Origin of the sequence: Nonomuraea fastidiosa, assembly GCF_042751225.1 — a bacterium.
Classification (GTDB): Bacteria; Actinomycetota; Actinomycetes; order Streptosporangiales; family Streptosporangiaceae; genus Nonomuraea; species Nonomuraea fastidiosa.
The window spans coordinates 7,253,658-7,272,956 of the sequence record NZ_CP170570.1 but is presented as its reverse complement, the minus strand read 5'-3'; the positions used below and the strand labels follow the sequence as shown (position 1 = coordinate 7,272,956).

18 protein-coding genes are annotated in these 19,299 nt (G+C 70.6%); 5 read left to right on the top strand and 13 right to left on the bottom strand.

Annotated elements, in window-relative coordinates:
* Window positions 1-43: 43 nt before the first annotated feature.
* Window positions 44-1,681 (top strand): lectin, encoded by a 1,638-nt coding sequence (locus ACFMQL_RS33295; protein ID WP_364051829.1) that lies wholly within the window; start codon window positions 44-46, stop codon window positions 1,679-1,681.
* Between the two features lie 149 nt (window positions 1,682-1,830).
* Window positions 1,831-2,394 carry a DJ-1/PfpI family protein gene (locus tag ACFMQL_RS33290; RefSeq protein ID WP_364051832.1) on the top strand — a complete coding sequence of 188 codons (564 nt, stop codon included), beginning with the start codon at window positions 1,831-1,833 and terminating at the stop codon, window positions 2,392-2,394.
* Window positions 2,395-2,447: 53 nt separating this feature from the next.
* Here ACFMQL_RS33290 and ACFMQL_RS33285 read toward each other — a convergent pair whose 3' ends face one another.
* Window positions 2,448-4,007: a PHB depolymerase family esterase gene (locus ACFMQL_RS33285; RefSeq protein WP_378788724.1), complete on the bottom strand. Its 1,560-nt coding sequence runs from the start codon at window positions 4,005-4,007 to the stop codon at window positions 2,448-2,450.
* Window positions 4,008-4,219: 212 nt separating this feature from the next.
* Between ACFMQL_RS33285 and ACFMQL_RS33280 the strand changes: the two genes are divergently transcribed.
* Together ACFMQL_RS33280 and ACFMQL_RS33275 are read left to right on the top strand one after the other, a co-directional pair.
* Window positions 4,220-4,738: a MarR family transcriptional regulator gene (locus ACFMQL_RS33280; protein WP_364051838.1), complete on the top strand. Its 519-nt coding sequence runs from the start codon at window positions 4,220-4,222 to the stop codon at window positions 4,736-4,738.
* Between the two features lie 231 nt (window positions 4,739-4,969).
* Window positions 4,970-5,293, top strand: coding sequence for a Fe-Mn family superoxide dismutase (locus ACFMQL_RS33275; protein WP_378788722.1), 324 nt, complete (start codon window positions 4,970-4,972; stop codon window positions 5,291-5,293).
* Between the two features lie 161 nt (window positions 5,294-5,454).
* Here the strand turns inward: ACFMQL_RS33275 and ACFMQL_RS33270 are convergent, their stop codons facing one another.
* Together ACFMQL_RS33270 and ACFMQL_RS33265 are read right to left on the bottom strand one after the other, a co-directional pair.
* The gene (locus ACFMQL_RS33270) at window positions 5,455-5,643 is read right to left on the bottom strand and encodes a hypothetical protein (protein WP_364057579.1); all 189 of its coding nucleotides are present in this window, start codon (window positions 5,641-5,643) and stop codon (window positions 5,455-5,457) included.
* Window positions 5,644-6,159: 516 nt separating this feature from the next.
* Window positions 6,160-7,941, bottom strand: coding sequence for a hypothetical protein (locus ACFMQL_RS33265; protein ID WP_364051841.1), 1,782 nt, complete (start codon window positions 7,939-7,941; stop codon window positions 6,160-6,162).
* A 368-nt stretch (window positions 7,942-8,309) separates the two neighbouring features.
* On the opposite strand from ACFMQL_RS33265, the gene ACFMQL_RS33260 reads away from it, so the two are divergent.
* The gene (locus tag ACFMQL_RS33260) at window positions 8,310-9,209 is read left to right on the top strand and encodes a helix-turn-helix transcriptional regulator (RefSeq protein WP_364051844.1); all 900 of its coding nucleotides are present in this window, start codon (window positions 8,310-8,312) and stop codon (window positions 9,207-9,209) included.
* A 7-nt stretch (window positions 9,210-9,216) separates the two neighbouring features.
* On the opposite strand, the gene ACFMQL_RS33255 is transcribed toward ACFMQL_RS33260, so the two are convergent.
* The 10 genes from ACFMQL_RS33255 to ACFMQL_RS33210 all read right to left on the bottom strand — a co-directional run bounded on the left by ACFMQL_RS33255 (window position 9,217) and on the right by ACFMQL_RS33210 (window position 19,299).
* Complete coding sequence (locus ACFMQL_RS33255) at window positions 9,217-10,020, bottom strand: SAM-dependent methyltransferase (protein ID WP_378788720.1); 804 nt, start codon at window positions 10,018-10,020, stop codon at window positions 9,217-9,219.
* Window positions 10,021-10,121: 101 nt separating this feature from the next.
* Window positions 10,122-11,129 carry an ABC transporter ATP-binding protein gene (locus ACFMQL_RS33250; RefSeq protein WP_364051850.1) on the bottom strand — a complete coding sequence of 336 codons (1,008 nt, stop codon included), beginning with the start codon at window positions 11,127-11,129 and terminating at the stop codon, window positions 10,122-10,124.
* Window positions 11,126-12,109 carry an ABC transporter ATP-binding protein gene (locus ACFMQL_RS33245; RefSeq protein ID WP_364051853.1) on the bottom strand — a complete coding sequence of 328 codons (984 nt, stop codon included), beginning with the start codon at window positions 12,107-12,109 and terminating at the stop codon, window positions 11,126-11,128. The genes ACFMQL_RS33250 and ACFMQL_RS33245 overlap by 4 nt, the downstream gene beginning before the upstream one ends.
* A complete protein-coding gene (locus tag ACFMQL_RS33240) occupies window positions 12,106-12,939 on the bottom strand; it encodes an ABC transporter permease (protein ID WP_364051856.1) in 834 nt (277 codons plus the stop codon). The genes ACFMQL_RS33245 and ACFMQL_RS33240 overlap by 4 nt, the downstream gene beginning before the upstream one ends.
* A complete protein-coding gene (locus ACFMQL_RS33235; protein WP_364051859.1) occupies window positions 12,936-13,916 on the bottom strand; it encodes an ABC transporter permease in 981 nt (326 codons plus the stop codon). The genes ACFMQL_RS33240 and ACFMQL_RS33235 overlap by 4 nt, the downstream gene beginning before the upstream one ends.
* Window positions 13,913-15,541, bottom strand: coding sequence for an ABC transporter substrate-binding protein (locus ACFMQL_RS33230; RefSeq protein WP_378788719.1), 1,629 nt, complete (start codon window positions 15,539-15,541; stop codon window positions 13,913-13,915). Before ACFMQL_RS33230 ends, ACFMQL_RS33235 begins: the two co-directional genes overlap by 4 nt.
* Window positions 15,538-16,248 carry a PIG-L family deacetylase gene (locus tag ACFMQL_RS33225; RefSeq protein ID WP_364051865.1) on the bottom strand — a complete coding sequence of 237 codons (711 nt, stop codon included), beginning with the start codon at window positions 16,246-16,248 and terminating at the stop codon, window positions 15,538-15,540. Before ACFMQL_RS33225 ends, ACFMQL_RS33230 begins: the two co-directional genes overlap by 4 nt.
* Window positions 16,245-17,183 carry a GNAT family N-acetyltransferase gene (locus ACFMQL_RS33220; protein ID WP_378788717.1) on the bottom strand — a complete coding sequence of 313 codons (939 nt, stop codon included), beginning with the start codon at window positions 17,181-17,183 and terminating at the stop codon, window positions 16,245-16,247. Before ACFMQL_RS33220 ends, ACFMQL_RS33225 begins: the two co-directional genes overlap by 4 nt.
* Window positions 17,184-17,446: 263 nt before the next feature.
* On the bottom strand, window positions 17,447-18,313 hold the full coding sequence (locus ACFMQL_RS33215; protein WP_364051871.1) for an ABC transporter permease: 867 nt from the start codon (window positions 18,311-18,313) through the stop codon (window positions 17,447-17,449).
* Window positions 18,310-19,299 (bottom strand): aliphatic sulfonate ABC transporter substrate-binding protein, encoded by a 990-nt coding sequence (locus ACFMQL_RS33210; protein ID WP_378788715.1) that lies wholly within the window; start codon window positions 19,297-19,299, stop codon window positions 18,310-18,312. Before ACFMQL_RS33210 ends, ACFMQL_RS33215 begins: the two co-directional genes overlap by 4 nt.

Sequence of the window (19,299 nt, the reverse complement as noted above, 5' to 3'; positions counted from 1 at the left end):
CCGCCGGACGAGCCCCCGTACCCCCCGTTGAGGAGAGACTTCGATGACCAGGAAACGAACGCGCATCTCTCTCGCCCTGACCATGCTGCTCACCATGACGGCGGGCGCCATCGTGACCGGCCCGCCCGCGCAGGCGCTGGAGAACGGCGTGGGCCGCACCCCGCCGATGGGCTGGAACACCTGGAACACCTTCGGCTGCAACATCAACGAGACGCTGATCAAGCAGACGGCCGACGCGCTCGTCAGCTCCGGCATGCGCGACCTGGGCTACGAGTACGTGGTGGTCGACGACTGCTGGTTCGCGCCCGAGCGCGACTCGGCGGGCAACCTGCAGGCCAACCCGTCCAGGTTCCCCAGCGGCATGAAGGCGCTCGGCGACTACCTGCACGCCAGGGGCCTGAAGTTCGGCCTGTACCAGGCGCCGCTCGACCGGACCTGCGCACAGTACTTCGGCAGCTATCCGGGCGCGACCGGCAGCCTCGGCCACGAGGAGCAGGACGCCCGGCAGTTCGCCGCCTGGGGCGTCGACTACCTCAAGTACGACTGGTGCTCCCCCACCGGCACCATCGACGACCAGGTGCGCACGTTCGCGAAGATGCGCGACGCGCTGGCCGCGACCGGCCGGCCGATCCTCTACAGCATCAACCCCAACAGCATCCACGAGAAGACCGGGCCGCAGCGTGACTGGGGCGACGTCGCCAACATCTGGCGCACGACCGAGGACATCACGAACGCCTGGGACACGGGGCAGACCAACGGCTACCCGATGGGCATCAAGAACATCGTGGACGTGAACGTGCCGCTCGCGGGTAACGCCCGGCCGGGACAGTTCAACGACCCGGACATGATGGTCGTCGGCCGCGGCGGCATGAACGACACCGAGATGCGCAGCCACTTCGCGCTGTGGGCGATCATGGCCGCCCCGCTGATCGCCGGGAACGACATCCGCAACATGGACTCCGCCACCTCGACGATCCTGAAGAACGCGAACCTGATCGCGATCAACCAGGACCCGCTCGGCCTGCAGGCCGTTCAGGTCGGCTTCGACGGAACGCGCCGCGTGCTGGCCAAGCGGCTGAGCAACGGCGACGTCGCGGTCGCGCTGTTCAACCAGGGCGGCAGCACCACCACGATCAGCACCACGGCCGCCGCCATCGGCCTCACCGGCGGCCCGTTCACGCTGCGCGACGCCTGGACGAACGCCGTCACCACGACGACCGGCACCATTTCGGCGACGGTGCCGGCGCACGGCACCGCCGTGTTCCGCGTCAGCGGCGGCACCCCGGCCCCGCCGCCCGTCCGCATTCAAGGGGCGGGCTCGGGCCGCTGCCTCGACGTGACCGAAGCCTCCCAGGCCAACGGCACCCCCGTGATCATCTGGGACTGCCACCAGCAGGCCAACCAGCAGTGGACCGTGACCGCCGACGGCGAGCTGCGCGTCTACGGCGGCAAGTGCCTGGACGTCGAGCAGGCCGGCACCGCCGATGGCACCGCGGTCATCATCTGGGACTGCAACGGCCAGGACAACCAGAAGTGGCGCTTCAACGACGACGGCACCATCACGGCGGTGGGCGCGGGCAAATGCCTGGACGTGGCGGGCAACGCCACCGCGAACGGCAGCCGGCTGCAGATCTGGACGTGCACGGGTGCGGCCAACCAGCGCTGGTCCCGCATCTCATGACGCGTTCCCGTCAGAGAACCAGAGCGGAAGCCACCGCCTCACCTGGAGGACGGCCGACGGTGTCGATCGCATCGGAGCACCAGGCCGAGGTCTGCCCTTTCCGGCGCAGGCGGACTACGCTCAACCGAAGGGAGAGCAAGGAGTGAGCCATGGCACGTGTGCTTGTTCTGGCCGGTGATGCGGCGGAAGAGCTCGACACCATGTACCCCGTCTTCCGGCTCCGCGAGGGAGGACACGAGGCGGTCGTGGCCGCCCCCACCACCCGCGCGCTGAAGCTGGTCGTGCACGACTTCGAACCCGGGTGGGACGCCTACACCGAAAAGCCCGGCCACCAGCTGCAGGTGGATCTCGCGTTCGGCGACGTGCGTCCGGAGGAGTTCCAGGCGCTGGTGATCCCGGGTGGGCGTGCGCCGGAGTACATCCGCACCGATCCCCACGTCGGACCGATCGTGCGCCACTTCTTCGAGCGCGGCCTGCCGGTGGGCACGATCTGCCACGGCCCGCAGGTGCCGGCGGCGTTCGGGCTGCTGCGCGGGCGCAGGACGGCGGCGTTCCCGCCGCTGAAGACGGACATGGAGCTGGCGGGCGCGACGTTCGTCGACGCGCCCGACGTGGTGGACGGCTCCATGGTGTCCTGCCGCGGCTGGCCTGACCTGCCGGAATGGTCGCGGGCCTTCATGCGGGTGCTCGAGGGCGCGGCTGTGACGGTCTAGGCGGGTGTCCCAGGGTCACGGCCCCGGCGTCAAGGGGCCGTGACCCTGGGCGGTCATGCGCAGGTGTAGCCGGACGGCAGGGCGCTGTCGCCGTTCGGCCTGCTGACCTGGAAGCCGACGCTGGTCGTCGCGGCTCCCGGCGCGAGCGTGCCGTTGTGGCCGACGTTCCTGACCGTGACGGTCTGGCCGCTGGTGGTGACGTCGGCGTTCCATGAACCGGTCAGGGTGTGCCCGGCGGGCAGGGTGAAGGTGACGGTCCAGCCGGTGATCGTCGAGGTGCCGGTGTTGGTGACGGTGAGCGGCTGGATGACGTAGCCGTTCCCCCACTCGGACTGCACGGTCGGGACGGCCGAGCAGGTGCCGTCGCTCGGACCCCCTTCCTGGGTGGTGATCTGGACGGTGTCGGAGACCGGCGAGACGTTGCCGGCGGCGTCGCGCGCCCGGACCTGGTAGCGGTAGGTCGTGTTCGGGGTCAGGCCCGTGTCGGCGTACGAGGTCGTGGCCGAGGTGCCGACCTGGGCGAAGGTCCCGCCCGACGCGCCCGGTGCGCGCAGGATGTCGTAGCCGGTCACGCCGGTGTCGTCCGTGGCGGCGGTCCACGTCAAGGTGGTGCCGGTCGCGGTGGTGCCCGAGGCGGTGAGCCCGGATGGGGCCGTGGGCGGCGTGGTGTCGTTCGATTGGGTGGTCAGGCCGAAGAACTCGACGGCGTAGCGGGCCATGCCCGACTGCGGGAGCGCGTGGCCCGCGCCCTGGATGCTGTACGCCTCCACCAGCACGGTGCCGGACGCATCGGCGTAGCGGCTGCGGTTCCAGCCGGCCTGCGGGCTGTCGGTGGAGGTCGGCGTCTGGCTCAGCCCGAACACGTCGGTCCACTGCTCGATCGACTCGCGCAGCAGCGAGTACGGCACCAGGGTGTCGGCGGTGCCGTGCCAGAGCTGCACGCGCGGGCGGGCGCCGGAATAGCCGGGGTACGCCTGGCGTACCGCGTCGCCCCACTGCTGGGGTGTGCGGTCCATGCTGCCGCCGGTGCACCTGCTGCTGCCCGGCGGGTAGTCGGAGGCGCCGGCGAAGCAGTCGAACGGCACGCCCATGAAGGACGCGCCCGCCTTGAACACGTCCGGGTAGACGGCGAGCATGTGCTGGGTCATCATGCCGCCGGACGAGCTGCCGGTCGCGTAGACCCGGTCAGGGTCGCCCCCGTAGGTCCGCTCGACGTAGTCGATCATGGACAGGAGCGAGACGGGATCGCTGCCGCCACCGCGCCGTTTGGCCGCGTCCGACCAGGTGTCGAAGCAGTTGCCGAACCCGGCCGACTGGGTGGCGGTCGGGTAGATGACGATGAAGCCGTACCGGTCGGCCAGGGACGCGAACTCGCTGCTCTGGTGGAAGCCGGGGCCGGAGCCGCCGCAGCCGTGCATGGCGACCACGATCGCGGGCGAGGCGGGGCGCGAGTCCGGTACGTAGACGTGCATCCGCATGTTGCCCGGGTTGCTGCCGAAGTTCGTCACCTCGACCAGGGTCGCGGCGGCGGCCGGTGAGCCGGCCACCACGGTCATGACGGCGAAGAGCGCCGCGGCGCAGGCGTGGGCCAGCACTGTGGTTAATCGTGTCATTTCGCGATCCCTTTCTCCGTCTCAGCGTGTGGATCCGGGTTGCTGGAAAATAAAAGCGCCGCGGCACGTCGTCAATGGACGCCCGGCAGGCGCGTTCACGCGATCATTCGGAGAAAGGCCGTTTCCGCTGGTTATCAAGTACCTTGACATCAAGGTCCTTGATACATGTTCAGGAAACTTACATCGGCGCCCGGGCACGATATGGTCGGCTGGTGACCGATCCGGCTGTCCCCGCGGCCGCCGCGCCGCACGCACCGCCGCCCCACGTGAGCTATCTGGTGTTCCGGCTGGAACGCCGCATCCGCGCCTGCCTCGACGAAGCGCTCGCCCGGCACGGCATCACGACCACCGAGTACATGGCGCTCAGCGAGTTACGCCTGCGCGACGCGCCCTCGTCGGCCGACCTCGCCCGCATCGCCTTCGTCACCCCGCAGGCGATGAACCTCGTCATCCGCGATCTCGAAAAGCGCGGCCTGATCGCCCGCGAACCTCATCCCGACGGCGGGCGCGCCCTGCGTACCCGTCTCACTGCTGAAGGGCTGCGGAAGCTGCAGCGCTGCGACCGCTCGCTCGACGGCATCGAGGCCGTCATGCTCGCCGACGTCGACGCCGCGGACCGCAGGAGGCTCGCCGAGACGCTCACGCTGTGCGCCCGAGCCCTGCACCCCGAAGCCCACCCCCTCCCTCCGGACCTCCACAGCGCGGAGAACCCGCCTCCGACCAGGCCGTAGCCCTCGCCCGCGGGCCGCGCCTCACCGGCGCAGGCCCGCATGTCACCGCCGCCTGCGGCGCTCCACCCCTAGGTGCATCACGCCGCCTGTGCCGAGGGCGCCAACGACACGTTGGAGCGGCCGGCGGAGGCTCGTGAGAAGGCGAGTTCGGCGGGCTGGTCGGGCTGGAGAAGACCGTGCAGGGCTCGGGCTGGGGCGTGCCAGGCCTGGGAGCCGGTCGGCCGTCGTCTGGTGGTCGAGCAGGTCTACGACCACCACGGCAACGTCGGCATGAACACCACCCCGCCGCTCGTCTTCGACGCCCGGGAGCACGCCTGCCACCTGCAGTACCGCAACGTCCGCCCGGACGACGTCGAGAAGCTGTGGGACCTCATCGACTGGAACGACGTATCGCCCGCTACGACGCCGCCCGCGGCGCCTGACGCATCCCCCATGCCGGCGACGTCCGCCCGGCCCGAGCTCGGTCCGTGGGGCCGGGCGGACGCCGCACCTCACGCGCGGAGCGGGATGGGGGTGGGTGCGGGGGCCGCACCGGCGGAGTCCCGCGCCGGATGAGCGCGGTCTCGGATATCTCGGTCTCGGCACTCACGCCGAGGGGCTTGCTCTGGTCGTCGATCGCCGGGCATCGCTCACTGCGCCGCGACGGCTCCCGGCGGGTCGTCGCAGGGGACGGGGCCTGGGGCCGAGCGGCCCCGGCCACCCTCCTGACGGTTCGGTCACGTGCGTGCCTGACTGCCGTTCTGGCCTTCGCCGATGATCGCCTCGTGGGCGTGCTCGGCGAACTCCGCCGGGCTCGCCCGTAGCAACGAGTTGATCAGACGGAGATTGACGGGCCGGCTCTCCTCGAGGTCGGGGCCGGTGATGCTGGCCGTCTGAGGGGCCTTCCCGGTGAAGGTGACCCTCATGCGCCAATGGTGGCGCTCAACGGCGATCACTGGACCCTCGGCGGACGCCACCTTCCATCCGTGGCGGCGCGCGCGTTGGGTTAACGCCTCAGGATGCATGTGATTTGTCTTCCTCGTCGTCGTGGTGGACGCGGCGGCGGAACGGGTCGCGCTCCCCCGGCCGCGCGCGGTCAGAGGTCCGGGTCGAACGCGGAACCTCCGTCGTCGGAGGGTGCACCGGGCACGTTCACGGTGTGCTCGGACTCGGGACGCTCGGAAAATGCCGGACGACCGTACGCCTGCGCGGGCGACGGCGCCGGGGGGTGGCCACTCCCCCGGCCGTGGAAGGGATCGATCGGGCGCGCCGCGCCGCCGGCGGTCGTGCCGCCGTGGTGGGCGTGGTCGCGGCCCGTTGCTTTCACCTCGTCTCGGTGACCTCCCCTGCGCTGTCGATGCTACGCGCGGGAACCGGGTGGCCGGTTCCTCGCTCCTTCCGTAGATGTGATGGGAGGAGCAGGGGCGATGGTTCCCATCGGATCAATCTTGTCCCTGAGCTCGTGAGTTGCGGCGTCCGTACAACGACTTCAGGTCGAGCCGTTTCCTCGAAGAACCGGGGTACACCACGACCAGGTGCTCCTCTTCTCCCCCGCGCGTCACCCGGACGTACACGCGGAGCCGGTAGCGGCCCTTGCCGTTGATCGCGAGGTTCGGCATCGGCGCGCCCGCGCCCACCTCTCCCCCGTCCATCTCCGGGACGGTGAGCCGCCCGCCGCGGGTCGTGATCGGCACCTCGTGCACGGTGTCCCACCCGCCCGTACGGGGCGGCGGCGCCTTGCGGAAGGCTTTGACCGTGAGGCAGAGGCCGGTGACGTCGGCGACGTGCCCGACGAGGACCGCGGTGGGGGTCACCCCGAGCCCCGTCTTGTTGCCCTTCTGGTAAAGCTCGTCCATCGTCCGGTCCTCCCCCTCCCCTTGCTCATCTGCGGGGTCGTAGACGAGGTAGCCGGGGTCGCCGTCGACGAACAGGAAGTAGTAGGCGGTGGCCTGGACGACGCCCTTCGTCCTGGGCCACGGGTCGCGGCACGTCGCGTTGTGCTCGGCGACGTAGTCGATCTCCGCCTGCTTCCGCTCCTCGCTCGACCTCAGCAGATCGGGGTGGGTCTTGCCGACGATCTCCGGGCAGACGTAGACGAGGTCCCACGGATCGGCGCCCCACTCCGCCCGCGGGCTTCCCGCCTCCCTCAGCAGCGCCTGCTGCTTCGCGGGGTCCTGCGTACGGCACAGCGCCCGCCCGTACGCGAGGATCGCCTGGTCCGGCATGCTGTCCGGGAACATGGGCGGCGTCCCCTGGCTGCCCTCGCGCGCCAGGCACAGGAACACGGCCTCGCGCCGCGCCGGGTCCAGGTCGCCGGACTCCGGCCGGTCGTAGCAGTCCTCCGCCGCGCCGGTGAAGGTGCGGCGCGCGTGCTCCTCCGGCTGGACCAGCACGGCGATCGGCAGGAGGGCCAGGGCTGCCACGGCGGCCCGGTACGCCCGCCCGCGCGACCGGCGCCCGGACGCCGACGGGACGGGCGCGACGGGCATCTCCCTGGCGGTCGCCGCGAGATAGAGCGCGCCGGTGAGCCGTATGACGTCGGTGACCACGATCCACACCAGCGGGCCCTCGAAGTCCGAGCCGCCCACGAAGAAGACCGGGTACGCCGACGCGACGGAGACCGTCGACAGCCAGCCCGCGCCCAACGTGCCGCGGCTCCACCGGCCGTCGCGCCACTGCCCGGCGACGGTGAGGGCGGTCGTCGCCAGGGCGGCCACGATGGAGCCCACCGTGTAGACGGTGCCGTATCCGGCATCCGTGAGGCCGAGCGAGCCGAGCAGGTCCACCACCGCCAAGGCCAGCTCGCACGCGAACATCACCCCCGCCACGGCCCGCAGCACCCGGGACCGCCAGCGGATGACGAGCAGCAGCAGCGTGTCGATCGCGGCCCATAGCGCGAGCTGGAAGGCCGCGCCTGCCGCGTCGGAGATCCACGAGATCGGCGCCCACAGCACGAGACCGTCCGCCACCGCCAGATAGAGCAGCAGGCGCAGCGCCCGTTCCCGCCCGCTGAGCGGCCCCGGCTCCGGGGGACGCAGGATGATCCACAGGGCGGCGGCCTTCACCGGAGCGGCGGCGAGCAGCGCCGTGACGACGGCGAGGCCGTAAGGGCTGCGGTGGAAGAACCCGATGTACGGCGGTGGCGACCATTCGACGGCCACCCAGAGCACGTCGTCGCCGAGTATGAGGCCCGCGATCGCGCCCAGCAGGACCAGACTTACCAATCCGATCCTGATATAGCGCCATAAATCAGCTGATAACACGGGAGCGGAGCTTATCGGGCGCCACTCTCAAAAAAGCGGCGCCAGGAAGCGGAAGCCCTTCCCCGCCCGCCGTTCGATATGCGATCGAGACCTGCTCAGACCCGGTACCACGAAAACTCCCCAAAAGCCGCCAAAGAGGCACGGACCGCCGGAGAAAAACGCGAAGGGCGAATACGTCGTGGCACCACGGACATCACATATGATCGCCACCGGCACAGGCCGCACCCGCGCGTTCTCCTTCGGCGGATCGCCGATCGTGCGGCCGTTGGTTCGTGCCAATATGGGGGCGATGCTGGAGTGGGCGAGGGCCTGACACCGAGGGAGCATTGATGCCGGCTGCCGACATGAGCGACCTGAGCGACGTCACTGACGGCACCGGGCTCTGGTCCGCGCCCACGACGCTGCGCGCCCTCGTCGGGGCCCAGTTGCGGCGGCTGCGGGAGGCGCGCGGGGTCAGCCGTGAGGAGGCCGCGTTCCTCCTCCGAGGCTCGACCTCGAAGATCAGCCGGATGGAGGCCGGCCGCACGAGTTTCAAGGTGCGCGACGTCGCCGACCTGCTCACCCTGTACGGCGTCACCGACGAGGGCGCGCGGGCCAGCCTGCTCGCCTTGGTGGAGCAGGCCAACGCGCCGAGCTGGTGGCAGGAGTACCGCGAGGCGATCCCCGACTGGTTCGAGCCCTATCTCGGCCTCGAGCAGGACGCCTACCTCATCCGCGCCTTCGAGGTGCAGCTCGTGCCTGGCCTGCTGCAGACCGAGGCGTACGCGCGGGCGGTCATCGCCCAAGGCGCCACGGGCAGCGTGCTGGAGCAGCGGGTGGCCGTGCGGATGCGCCGCCAGAGCGTGCTCACCGGGGACGATCCGGCGAAGCTGTGGGTGGTGCTGGACGAGGCCGCGCTGCACCGCCGCGTCGCCGACGAGGCCACCATGCGCGCCCAGTGGGAGCACCTGGCGCGCATGAGCGAGCTGCCCCACGTCACCATCCAGGTGCTGCCGTTCACCTCCAGCGAGATCGCCGGCGGCATCGGCCCGGTGACGATCCTGCGCTTCCCGCAGCAGCAGCTGCCCGACGTCGTCTACATCGAGCAGCTCACCACCGCACAGTACGTCACCAAGAGCGCCGATGTGCTGCCGCACCACGCCCTGATGGACGAGCTGGGGCTGGCCGCGCTGCCGCCGGACGAGACCGCCGGCCTGCTGCGCGACCTGGCGGCCACACCGTCAAGCTGAGCAGCGCTCAGGGTTTGCGGGCGACGCCGCAGTACGCGTCCACCGGGTCGGGCGATCCGGTGACCGCCTCCGCCTCGGAACGCCACTGCGAGACCGACACGACACCCGGCTCGATCAGCTCCAGGCCGTCGAAGAACCGCTCGATCCTGGCGGGGGTGCGCAGCTCGTAGCTGTAGACGTGGCCCTCGTCGCGAAGCTGCTCGGCTTCGGCCGCCGCCTCCGGCTTGACCGTCTTGGTGCCGTCCTCGATCATCAGGTAGCTGCCGGACGGCAGCGCGTCCATGTAGCGCCGGATCAGCGCGTAGGCCTCGTCGTCGTCGCGTACGGTGCCGAGGACGCCCAGCATCATCACCGCGGCCAGGCTGAAGTCGAGGGTGCGGGCCGCGCGGGTGAGGATGTCGTCGGGGTCGCGCACGTCGGCGTCCAGGTAGTCACAGCTCCCATCGGGGTGGCTGGTCAGCAGGGCGCGGGCGTGCAGCAGCACCACCGGGTCGTTGTCGACGTAGACGATGCGGCTGGACGGGTCGACGCGCTGGGCCACCTCGTGGGTGTTGTCCTCGGTGGGCAGGCCGGTGCCGATGTCGAGGAACTGGCGGATACCCTCGTTCTCGGCGAGGTGGCGGACCGCCCGGCGCAGAAAGGCCCGGGTGTGCAGCGCGATCTCCTGCATGCCGGGGTAGTGCTTTTCGAGCATGTCCGCGAACTCTTTGTCCACGGGGTAGTAGTGCTTGCCTCCTAACCAGTAGTTCCACGCTCTCGCCTGGCTGGGCCGGCTGGTGTCGATCCGGCTGAGCGGGGAGTCGTCGGCCACGGGCTGCTCCTTGTCGGGGTGAGGGGTGCCGCCTTTTCGGCATTTGCCTGTTCTACCAAGCACCGGCCCCTGTGTCAGGGGAGCCCGCCGGCCGGCACGACTCAGCGGGTGACGGCCGCCTCCGCCTGCCAGCAGTGCGTCCAGTGCCCGTCCCCCAGCTCCGTGCGCCCCGGCACCTCGGCCGAGCACACCGGCAGCGCCACCGGGCAGCGCGGGTGGAACCGGCAGCCGCTCGGCGGTGCGATGAGGCTGGGCGGCTCGCCGTGCCGCTCGCCCGCAGGCGGCGCCACCCGGTCGGGGTCCGGCGCCGACTCCAGCAGCAGCTGCGTGTACGGGTGGCGCGGCGACTGCGTGAGCTCCTCGCTGGGCCCGCTCTCGATCAGCCGGCCCGCGTACATGACCGTGATGTCCTCGGCGAAGTAGCGGGCGCTGGCGATGTCGTGCGTGATGTAGAGCAGCGCCAGCCCGTTGTCCCTGGCCAGCCCCTCCAGCAGGCGCAGCACGCCGAGCCTGATGGACACGTCCAGCATGGACACCGGCTCGTCGGCGATCAGCGCGACGGGCCGGACGGCGAGCGCCCTCGCGATCGCCACCCGCTGCCGCTGGCCGCCGGACAGCTCGTGCGGCATCTTGTCCATGAACTGCTCGACCGGGGTGAGGCTGACGCGTTCGAGCAGCTCGGCGACCTGCTCGCGCTCCTCGGCGTCGGTGCGGGCGTGGCCGTGCAGCCGCAGCGGCCTGGCCAGGTGGTAGCGGACCCGGTGGAAGGGGTTCAGCGACGCGAACGGGTCCTGGAAGATGAGCTGGACCTGCCGCCGGTACTCCTTGAACGCGGGGCCGCGGTGCGCGCGTACCGGCTCGCCGTTGAGCAGCACCTCGCCGGAGGTGGCCGGATAGACCTGGGCGAGCAGCCGGGCGACCGTGCTCTTGCCGCAGCCGCTCTCGCCGACCAGCGCCGTCACCGTGCCGGCGCGCAGCGCGATCGAGACGTCCTCGACCGCCCGCACCGGCGGGCGCTTGCCGAAGCGGCCGCGCGGGCCGCGGGCGGCGGTGAAGTGCTTGGTCAGGTTGCGTCCCTCGAGGACGACGTCGTTCATGGCGGTGTTCATGACAGCCCCCTCCCGTCGTTGAGCAGGCACGCGACCTCGCCGTCCGCCTCGGACCGCAGCACCGGGAGGGTCTGCGAGCACTCCTCCATCGCCTTGGCGCATCTGGGGTGGAAGGCGCAGCCGGGCGGCAGGGTGCGCAGGTCGGGCGGGGTGCCGGGGATGCCGAGCAGCTCCTCGCGCGGGCCGCGCAGACGGGGGAAGGAGCGCAGCAGGCCCAGCGTGTACGGGTGGCGCGGCGCCCGGTGCAGCGCCTTGGCCGTCCCGGTCTCCACGACCCGGCCCGCGTACATGATGGCGATCCTGTCGGAGATCTCCATGAGCAGCGACAGGTCGTGGGTGATGAAGACGACCGCGAAGCCGTACTCCTCGCGCAGCGCCCTGATCTCGGCGAGGATGTCGCGCTGCACCACCACGTCGAGCGCGGTCGTCGGCTCGTCCATGATGATGATCTCGGGGTTGAGCGCCAGCGCGATGGCGATGGCGGCGCGCTGGCGCATGCCGCCGGACAGCTCGTGCGGGTAGGAGCGGCGGCGGTCGGCGCTGATGCCGACGCGCTGCAGCAGCTCCACCGCCCGCTCGGTGCGCTCGGCGCGGGACATGCCCGGCGCGTGGATGCGCAGCACGTCGTCGATCTGGGCGCCCACGGTGCTGACCGGGTTGAGGGAGTTCATGGCGCTCTGGAAGACGACGGCCAGCTCCTTCCAGCGGAAGGCGCGCAGCTCGTTCTTGCCGAGCGAGAGCACGTCCACGGCGGTGCCGTCCTGGCGGCGGTAGGTGACCGTGCCGGAGGTGACGGTGGCGGGCGGGCGCAGCAGCCTGGCCACCGCGTTGGCCATGGTGGACTTGCCGCTGCCGCTCTCGCCGGCCAGGCCGAGGATCTCGCCGCGGCGCAGGTCGAGCGAGACGCCGGAGACCGCGTGCACGGCTCCGGAGCCGGACAGGTAGTCCACGCTGAGGTCGCGGACTTCCAGGACGTTCATGATGCGCGTGCCTTCCTGGGGACCTTGATCGTGCGCAGCCGCGGGTTGGCGATCTCGTCGATGCCGAAGTTCACCAGGGCCAGGCCGGTGCCGATGAGCGCGATGCACAGGCCGGGCGGGATGAACCACCACCAGGCGCCGATGAGCAGCGCCTGCCCGTTCTGCGCGAAGTACAGCATGCTGCCCCAGCTCACCGTGGACAGGTCGGCCAGGCCCAGGAACGACAGCCCGGCCTCGGCCAGGATCGCCGAGACGACGGTGGCCAGGAAGCTGGTGGCGATGACGGGCAGCAGGACCGGCAGGATCTCGAAGAAGACGATCCGCAGCGGCCCCTCGCCGCTCGCCCTGGCGGCCTGGACGAAGTCGCGGCGGCGTACCGACAGGGTCTGGGCGCGCAGCACGCGCGCGCCCCACGCCCAGCCGGTCACCGCGATCACCACGGCGACCGAGGTGACGCCGCGCTGCGGCAGGTAGCCGGCCAGCACGATGATGAGCGGCAGCGCGGGCAGCACGAGGAAGATGTTGGTGAGCACCGACAGCACCTCGTCCACGGCGCCGCCGATGTATCCGCCGACCAGGCCGACCGCGACCGCGAGCACGGTCGCGATGACCGCCGACAGCACGCCGACGCCGAGCGAGACGCGGGCGCCGTAGACGAGCTGGACGAGCACGTCCTGACCGGTCTGGGTGGTGCCGAGCCAGTGCTCGGCCGACGGGGGCTGCAGCCCGGCGTCGCTGGTGGCGGCGGGATCGGCGCCGATGAACAGCGGGCCGAAGATCGCCACCAGCGCGAAGAAGGCGAGGATCCCGGCCCCGATCTTGATCTTCATTCCGACTCCTGCCTGGTCCGGGGGTCGAGCACCACGTACGCCAGGTCGGCCAGGAAGTTCGCGACGAGCACCGCGAGCGAGATGACGAGGAAGATGCCCTGCATGAGCGGGAAGTCCTCGTTCTCCACGCCCTTGAGCAGCATCGAGCCGATGCCCGGGTAGGAGAAGACGATCTCGGTGAGCACCGAGCCGCCCACCACGAAACCGAGCGACAGCGCGAAGCTGGTGATGTTGGGCAGGATGGCGTTGCGGGCGGCGTAGGCCCACATGACCCGGCGCGAGGTCAGGCCCTTGGCCTCGGCCATCACCACGTAGTCCTCGCCGAGCGTGGTCACCATGACGTTGCGCATGCCGAGGATGCGGTCGGCCATGGAGGCGACGACGATGGTGATCGCCGGGAGGGCGGCGTGGTAGAGCACGCTCTGCACGAACTCGGCGTTGAAGCCGGGCGTCACGTCCAGCCCGTACGCGCGGCTGACCGGGAACCACTGCAGGGTCACGCCGAAGACGAAGACCAGCGCGAGCGCCACCCAGAAGTAGGGCACCGCGTGCATGAACGTGGCGGCCGGCAGCACGCCGTCCAGCCAGGTGCCGCGCTTCCACGCCATGATGACGCCGAGCGCGGTGCCGATGAGGTAGCTGATCAGCGTGGCGACGCCGACGAGCCCGATCGTCCACGGCAGGCTGTCGGCGATCACCGTGGAGACCTCGGTCGGGTAGAAGGTGATCGACCGGCCCAGCTCTCCGTGGGAGAGGTTGACCAGGTAGTCCACGTACTGCTGCCACAGGCTCGCGTCGCTGATGCCGAACGCCTTGCGCATCGCGTCGATGGCGGCCGGCTCGACGTTGCCCTTCATGCGGGCGACCAGCAGCTCGACCGGATCCCCCGGCATGAGCCGGGGGATCAGGAAGTTCAGCGTGATGGCGGCCCAGGCCGTCAGGAGGTAGAAGCCGAGCCGCCTGGCCAGGAACCTCACGTGCCCGCCGGCTTCAGTCGCAGCAGCACCATCGCCGCGTCAGGCGAGGTGTAGGGGGACGGCATGGCGTACGGGTCCTGCTCGGAGGGCCAGCCGACGTACTTGTTGGTGCGGAACTGCGCCCAGGACGGGCTGTAGAACAGCGGCAGCGCGGGCAGCTTCTCGATCATGATCTTGGCCAGGCCCTGGGTGGCCTTCTGCTGCTCGGCCAGGTCCTCGGTGGCGGCGTACTCGGCGATCAGCTTGTCGGTCTCCTCGTCCTTCCACCGCTCGTAGTTGCCGGTGGAGGACTCGCCGACGGGCTTGGCGAGCTTGCCGTAGAGCAGGCTGCGGAGCTGGAAGTACGGCGTCGGGCCGGCCGGGGTGCCCCTGATCGACAGGTCGTAGTCGCCCTTGCCGACCTTGGAGACCCAGTCCTGGAAGGCCACTCCCCTGGTCTCGACGGTGATGCCGACCTTGGCGAGGTCCTCGCGGATGAGCTGCGCGGCGTTCACCCAGTCGGTGTACGGCGACGGCACCAGCAGCTCGAACGTGAGCTGCGCCGGGTCGATGCCCTTGAGCAGCTCCTTGGCCTTCTCGATGTCCACCTTGTAGGCGGCGTCGCGGTACTCCTCCGGCACGTACGCCTCGCCGCCCGGCATCGTCACGCCGCTCGGGTGGGCGACCTTGGTGTAGTCGCGCTCGGCGATCCGGACAATCTTCTCCCGGTCGATGGCGAGGCTGATGGCCTGGCGCACCTCGGGCTTGCCCAGCACCGGGTGGGTCAGGTTCGGCAGCAGCGTCACCAGGCCCTCGGGCGGGAAGAAGTACTTGTTCTGCTCCGGCTTGCCCTGCACGTAGATCTTGTCGATGTCGGGCACGAACGCGCCCGCCCAGTCAACCTCGCCCTGCTGCAGCGCCGTCTGCAGCGCGTTGGCCGTGTACGCGGGGAAGCGCACGACCGGCACCTCGGGCTTGCCGGGCTGCCAGTAGGACGGGTTCTTGACCAGCTCGTAGAGCTGGGCGGAGAACTTCGACAGCGTGTACGGCCCCGTGCCGACCGGCTTGGGGTTGGTGAAGGTCGCCGGGTCCTTCTCCTTCTCCCAGATGTGCTTGGGCACGATGGGCGAGTTGCCGGCGATGTCGTACAGCTTGGCGTAGGAGGTGGCGGCGAAGTCGATGCGCACCTTGTCGGGCGCGAGCACCTCGGTCCCCTCGATCTCCAGCGCGCTCTTGTTGAGCTGCGGGTGCTTCTTCAGCATGTCGAAGGTGAAGGCGACGTCGTCGGCGGTGAACGGCTTGCCGTCGGACCACTTGACGTTCTGCCGTAGCGTGAACGTCACCGACTTGCCCTTGTCGGACCACTTGTGCTCCAGCGCGAGCCAGGGCGTGATCTCGCCCGGCTTGAGCTTGTTGAAGAACATGAGGGTCTCGTGGATCATCCCGCTGGTGCCGAAGTTCACGCCTTCGAGGTGGTACGGGTTGAAGTCCTCCTGGAAGGTGCCCGCGTCCACGGCGTGCACCACCAGCGGCGGCGCGTCCCCGCTCTTGGCGGCGCCACCGCCGCCCCCGCCGCCGGAGCAGCCCGCCAGTGCCAGTGCCAGCGTGGCCGCCATCGCCGCGATCCGGCTCACCGGTCGTCTCATGCGGAGGCTCCCTTCCCGAAGTACTTGGTGCGCAGCTGCCGCGAGCCCTTGGGGGCGGCGAACGCCTGGGCCCGCTTGAACCCGGCGGGGGCGCCGCGCACGATCGTCAGCGCGCGGTAGTAGTCGACGTAGGGGAAGCCGTAGGTCTCGCCCCTGGCGTAGGCGTAGCCGGTGATGGCCTGCGACCAGATCTCGTACGCCTCCTCCTCGATCTCGACGAACGTGTCGGGCGCGAAGCCTTCGGCGTCCTCCCAGTTGTCGGCGTAGTAGAGCTCGCTCGCCCAGTAGGCCGGGTGCTCGCGCTCCAGGGTCTTCAGCCCGCCGTAGAAGCGGGCGTCCTCGACGATGCGGTGGGTGCGGGCGTGGTCCTTGTGGATCGAGGCGCTCCAGTGCGTGATGATCACGTCGGGGCGCAGCTCCCTGATCATGTCGCCGACGCGCATCTTGGTCTCGTCGTCCTCGGGCAGCAGGCCGTCCTCGTAGTCGAGGAAGCGCACGCCCGCGCCGATCCGCTCGGCGAACGTCTCAGCCTCCTCGCGCTTCTGCTTGGCGTAGTCGGAGACCGGCATGCGGGGGTGGCCGCGCTCGCCGAGCGTCAGGTGCAGCAGCGTCGCGCGGTCGCCGCGCAGCACGTGCTGGGCGAGCACCGCGCCCGCGGTCAGGTCCATGTCGCCCGCGTGGGCCCCGATGGCGAGAACGTGTGTCATGCGGATCGCCTCATCACGTGGAACTTTCTGGTGATCTCGTAGCCGGCCTTGGTGTAGAGGTGGCCGGCGGGGCTGGTGGCGCCGGTCCAGAGGAACCAGGAGGAGTGGAGTCCCTCCGCGCGCATCCTGGTCATGGTGAGGTGGAGGAGGATCTTGCCGAGGCCGGTGCCGCGCAGCTCGGGGTCGACGCCGAACGGGCCGAAGCGCTCGGGGATGCCGCGGTAGGCGGCGTACAGGGCGAAGCCGGCGATGCGGCCGTCCTTCTTGGCGATCACGATGCGCTCGGGGTTCCGGTGCCCGCGGATGGCCTCGCCCCAGTCGGGGTTGAAGGCGCCGGCGGCGAACCTGATCAGCTCGGGCAGCTCGCCCACGGTGGGGCTGCGGAAGTCGTACCCCTCGCGCTCACGCTGCTCGCGCAGCTCGCGTACCTCGGGCGGCGCCTGGTAGCCGACGAGCGTGCGGTCCATGGCGACCGGCGAGTAGAGGGTTGTGAAGCCGAGCTGTCCGAGGAGCCGGTATCCGGCGGGGTAGAGCTCGGCGTCCGCGCCCGGCAGCACGTAGAAGGGGGTGTAGGAGGAGAATTCGATCTTCGTGCGGCCGAGGCCCTCCAGGAACGCGACCGCCTCCTGCAGCAGCCGCCGGCCCAGGCCGCCGCCCCGGTGCTCGGGGACGACGAAGAAGAACGGGATCCAGCCGACGTCCGGCTCCAGGTCGGTGCCCGGCGCTAATGGGATCAGGCGGCGGACGGCGTACGCACAGCCCACCACCTCGTCATCCTCCACGGCCACACGCAGGCCCTCGGGGTCGAAGTTGGGGTCGAGCAGCACGCAGTCCTTGAACCAGCCGGCCGTCGTCGGGTCGGCGGGCATGCTGCGGTTCCAGGCGTCGACCAGCGCGGTCTCATCACCGGGCTGGAACGGGCGGACGGTGGCCATGGGGGGAGCGGTCCTTTCACCTTTGCACTCCCGCCACAGCTTTCCCAGTGTCAACGGGCCAGGTCAAGCGGATTTCGGAAGAAATTTTCTAACAAGTCAGTCATGTGGAAAATTGTTTTCGTATGCGGTATGTATGGATAGTTCACCCTGTTTGAGGTGTATCGCGGGCGCTGATCCCGCGCTGCCTGGATGCCGGCGACCGGGCGCGGGCACGCCGGAAGCCGGGCCCGGCGGCGCCGGACCCGGTCCTGGTGGTGCCGCGTTCAGTCCTTGTCGTGGGCGAGCGGGCCGGACAGCGTACGCGCCAGCAGGCCGAGCAGCGCGTCAGCGGCCTTGCCCAGCAGGGCGAGCAGCAGGATCGACAGCAGCAGGATGTCCGTCCTGCCGGTGTTCTGGCTGTCGATGAGCAGGAAGCCGAGCCCCATCGAGGAGGCGATCAGCTCGGCGGCGACGAGGAACAGCCAGCCCTGGGCGAGGCCGAGCCGCAGCCCGGCGAGCACGGACGGCGCCGCGTACGGAAGCTGGATGCGGGTCAGCAGGCCCACGCCGCGCAGCCCGTACGCGCGACCGGCCTCGACGAGGTGCGGATCCACGTGGGACAGCGCCGAGGCGACGGTGGTGTAGACGGGGAAGAACGCGCCGATCGCCACCAGCACGATCTTGGGGGCCTCGGCGATGCCCAGCCAGAGCACCAGCAGCGGCACCCAGGCCAGCGACGGCACCGCGCGCAGGGCGGCGACGCTGGGCGCGAGCAGCGCCCTGACCGGGGCGTACAGGCCGACCGCCGCGCCCAGCAGCAGCCCGGCGACCGCGCCCGCGGCGAAGCCGAGCAGCACCCGCTGACCGCTGATCGCGATGTGCTGCCACAGCTCGCCGCGCTGGATCAGCTCGCCGACCGCCGCCAGCACGGCCGACGGCGCGGGGAGCTGCGCCGGGGTGAACACGCCCGCCGCCGCGGCGGCCTGCCAGGCGGCCAGCGCGATCAGCGGCACCACCAGCCCGGCGGCGACCCGCCCCACCTGCGCGAACCGCCGCCCTCCCGCCCGTGCGCTCCCCCGGTCCGGCGGCGGAGTCGCGGGGCGTTCCTGCGTGCGGTCCAGGCTCGGCGTTCCGGTGGGGCGGGTGGTCACGACGCCGCCTTCGCCTTCGCGGCGAAGCCCGGCTCGAACAGCGAGTCGAGCGCCTTGCGCGCCTCGTCCTCGGAGCGGACCTGGCTCTCGCGTACGAGGGTCGGCAGGATGCGTTCGAGCACCGTACGCTGCTCGGCGCCCGGCACCGGGCTGATGTCGGTCTTCGTCCGCTCCTTCAGCACCACCGAGGCGACCTCGGGCGTGAGCTTGGCCTCCTGCGCCAGCAGCTTGACGGCCTCGTCGGGGTGCTCGGCGACCCACGCGCGCGCCCGCTCGTAGGCGTCGACCACCTTCTGCGCGAGGTCGGGGTGGTCCTTGATGAAGCCCTCGCGGGCGTTGAGGAAGCCGTAGGTGTTGAAGCCGGGGTTGCGGTAGACGAGCTTCGAGCCGGCCTTCAGCTCGCTCTGCGCCATCATCGGGTCGAGGCCGGCCCAGGCGTCCACGTCGCCGCGTTCCAGCGCCGTCCTGCCGTCGGCGTGCTGCAGGTTGACGACCTCGACGTCCGAACCGCCGAGCCCGGCCTCCTCCAGCGTCTGGAGCAGGAAGAAGTACGGGTCGGTGCCCTTGGTCGCGGCGACCTTCTTGCCCTTGAGCTCCTTGACGTCCTTGATCGGCGAGCCCTTGGGCACGACGAGCGCCGTCCACTCGGGCTGGGTGTAGATGCCGATGGTCTTGATGGGCGTGCCGTTGGCGCGGGCCTGCAGCGCGGCGGCGCCCGCGGTGGAGCCGACGTCGATGGTCTCGGCGCGCAGGTTCTCGTTGGCCTTGTTGCTGCCGGCCGACAGGACCCAGGTGACGGTGGTGCCCTTCAGCTCGTTCTCCAGCCAGCGCTGCCGGCGGATGACCAGGCTGAGCGGGTTGTAGTAGGCGTAGTCGAGCCGGAGCTGCCCCTGCGCGGGCGCCGCGGTGTCGCTCTCGCCCTGCACGCAGCCGGTGGCCAGGGTCGCGAGCAGCGCGGTGGTGAGCAGGAGGCGACGGTGGATCAT

Excerpts from the sequence above, each read along its gene's own strand:
- ACFMQL_RS33295 (WP_364051829.1), top strand. The coding sequence starts at position 44 with ATGACCAGGAAACGAACGCGCATCTCTCTCGCCCTGACCATGCTGCTC.
- ACFMQL_RS33290 (WP_364051832.1), top strand. The coding sequence starts at position 1,831 with ATGGCACGTGTGCTTGTTCTGGCCGGTGATGCGGCGGAAGAGCTCGAC.
- ACFMQL_RS33285 (WP_378788724.1), bottom strand. The coding sequence starts at position 4,007 with ATGACACGATTAACCACAGTGCTGGCCCACGCCTGCGCCGCGGCGCTC.
- ACFMQL_RS33270 (WP_364057579.1), bottom strand. The coding sequence starts at position 5,643 with ATGAGGGTCACCTTCACCGGGAAGGCCCCTCAGACGGCCAGCATCACC.
- ACFMQL_RS33260 (WP_364051844.1), top strand. The coding sequence starts at position 8,310 with ATGCCGGCTGCCGACATGAGCGACCTGAGCGACGTCACTGACGGCACC.
- ACFMQL_RS33250 (WP_364051850.1), bottom strand. The coding sequence starts at position 11,129 with ATGAACACCGCCATGAACGACGTCGTCCTCGAGGGACGCAACCTGACC.
- ACFMQL_RS33245 (WP_364051853.1), bottom strand. The coding sequence starts at position 12,109 with ATGAACGTCCTGGAAGTCCGCGACCTCAGCGTGGACTACCTGTCCGGC.
- ACFMQL_RS33240 (WP_364051856.1), bottom strand. The coding sequence starts at position 12,939 with ATGAAGATCAAGATCGGGGCCGGGATCCTCGCCTTCTTCGCGCTGGTG.
- ACFMQL_RS33230 (WP_378788719.1), bottom strand. The coding sequence starts at position 15,541 with ATGAGACGACCGGTGAGCCGGATCGCGGCGATGGCGGCCACGCTGGCA.
- ACFMQL_RS33225 (WP_364051865.1), bottom strand. The coding sequence starts at position 16,248 with ATGACACACGTTCTCGCCATCGGGGCCCACGCGGGCGACATGGACCTG.
- ACFMQL_RS33220 (WP_378788717.1), bottom strand. The coding sequence starts at position 17,183 with ATGGCCACCGTCCGCCCGTTCCAGCCCGGTGATGAGACCGCGCTGGTC.
- ACFMQL_RS33210 (WP_378788715.1), bottom strand. The coding sequence starts at position 19,299 with ATGATCCACCGTCGCCTCCTGCTCACCACCGCGCTGCTCGCGACCCTG.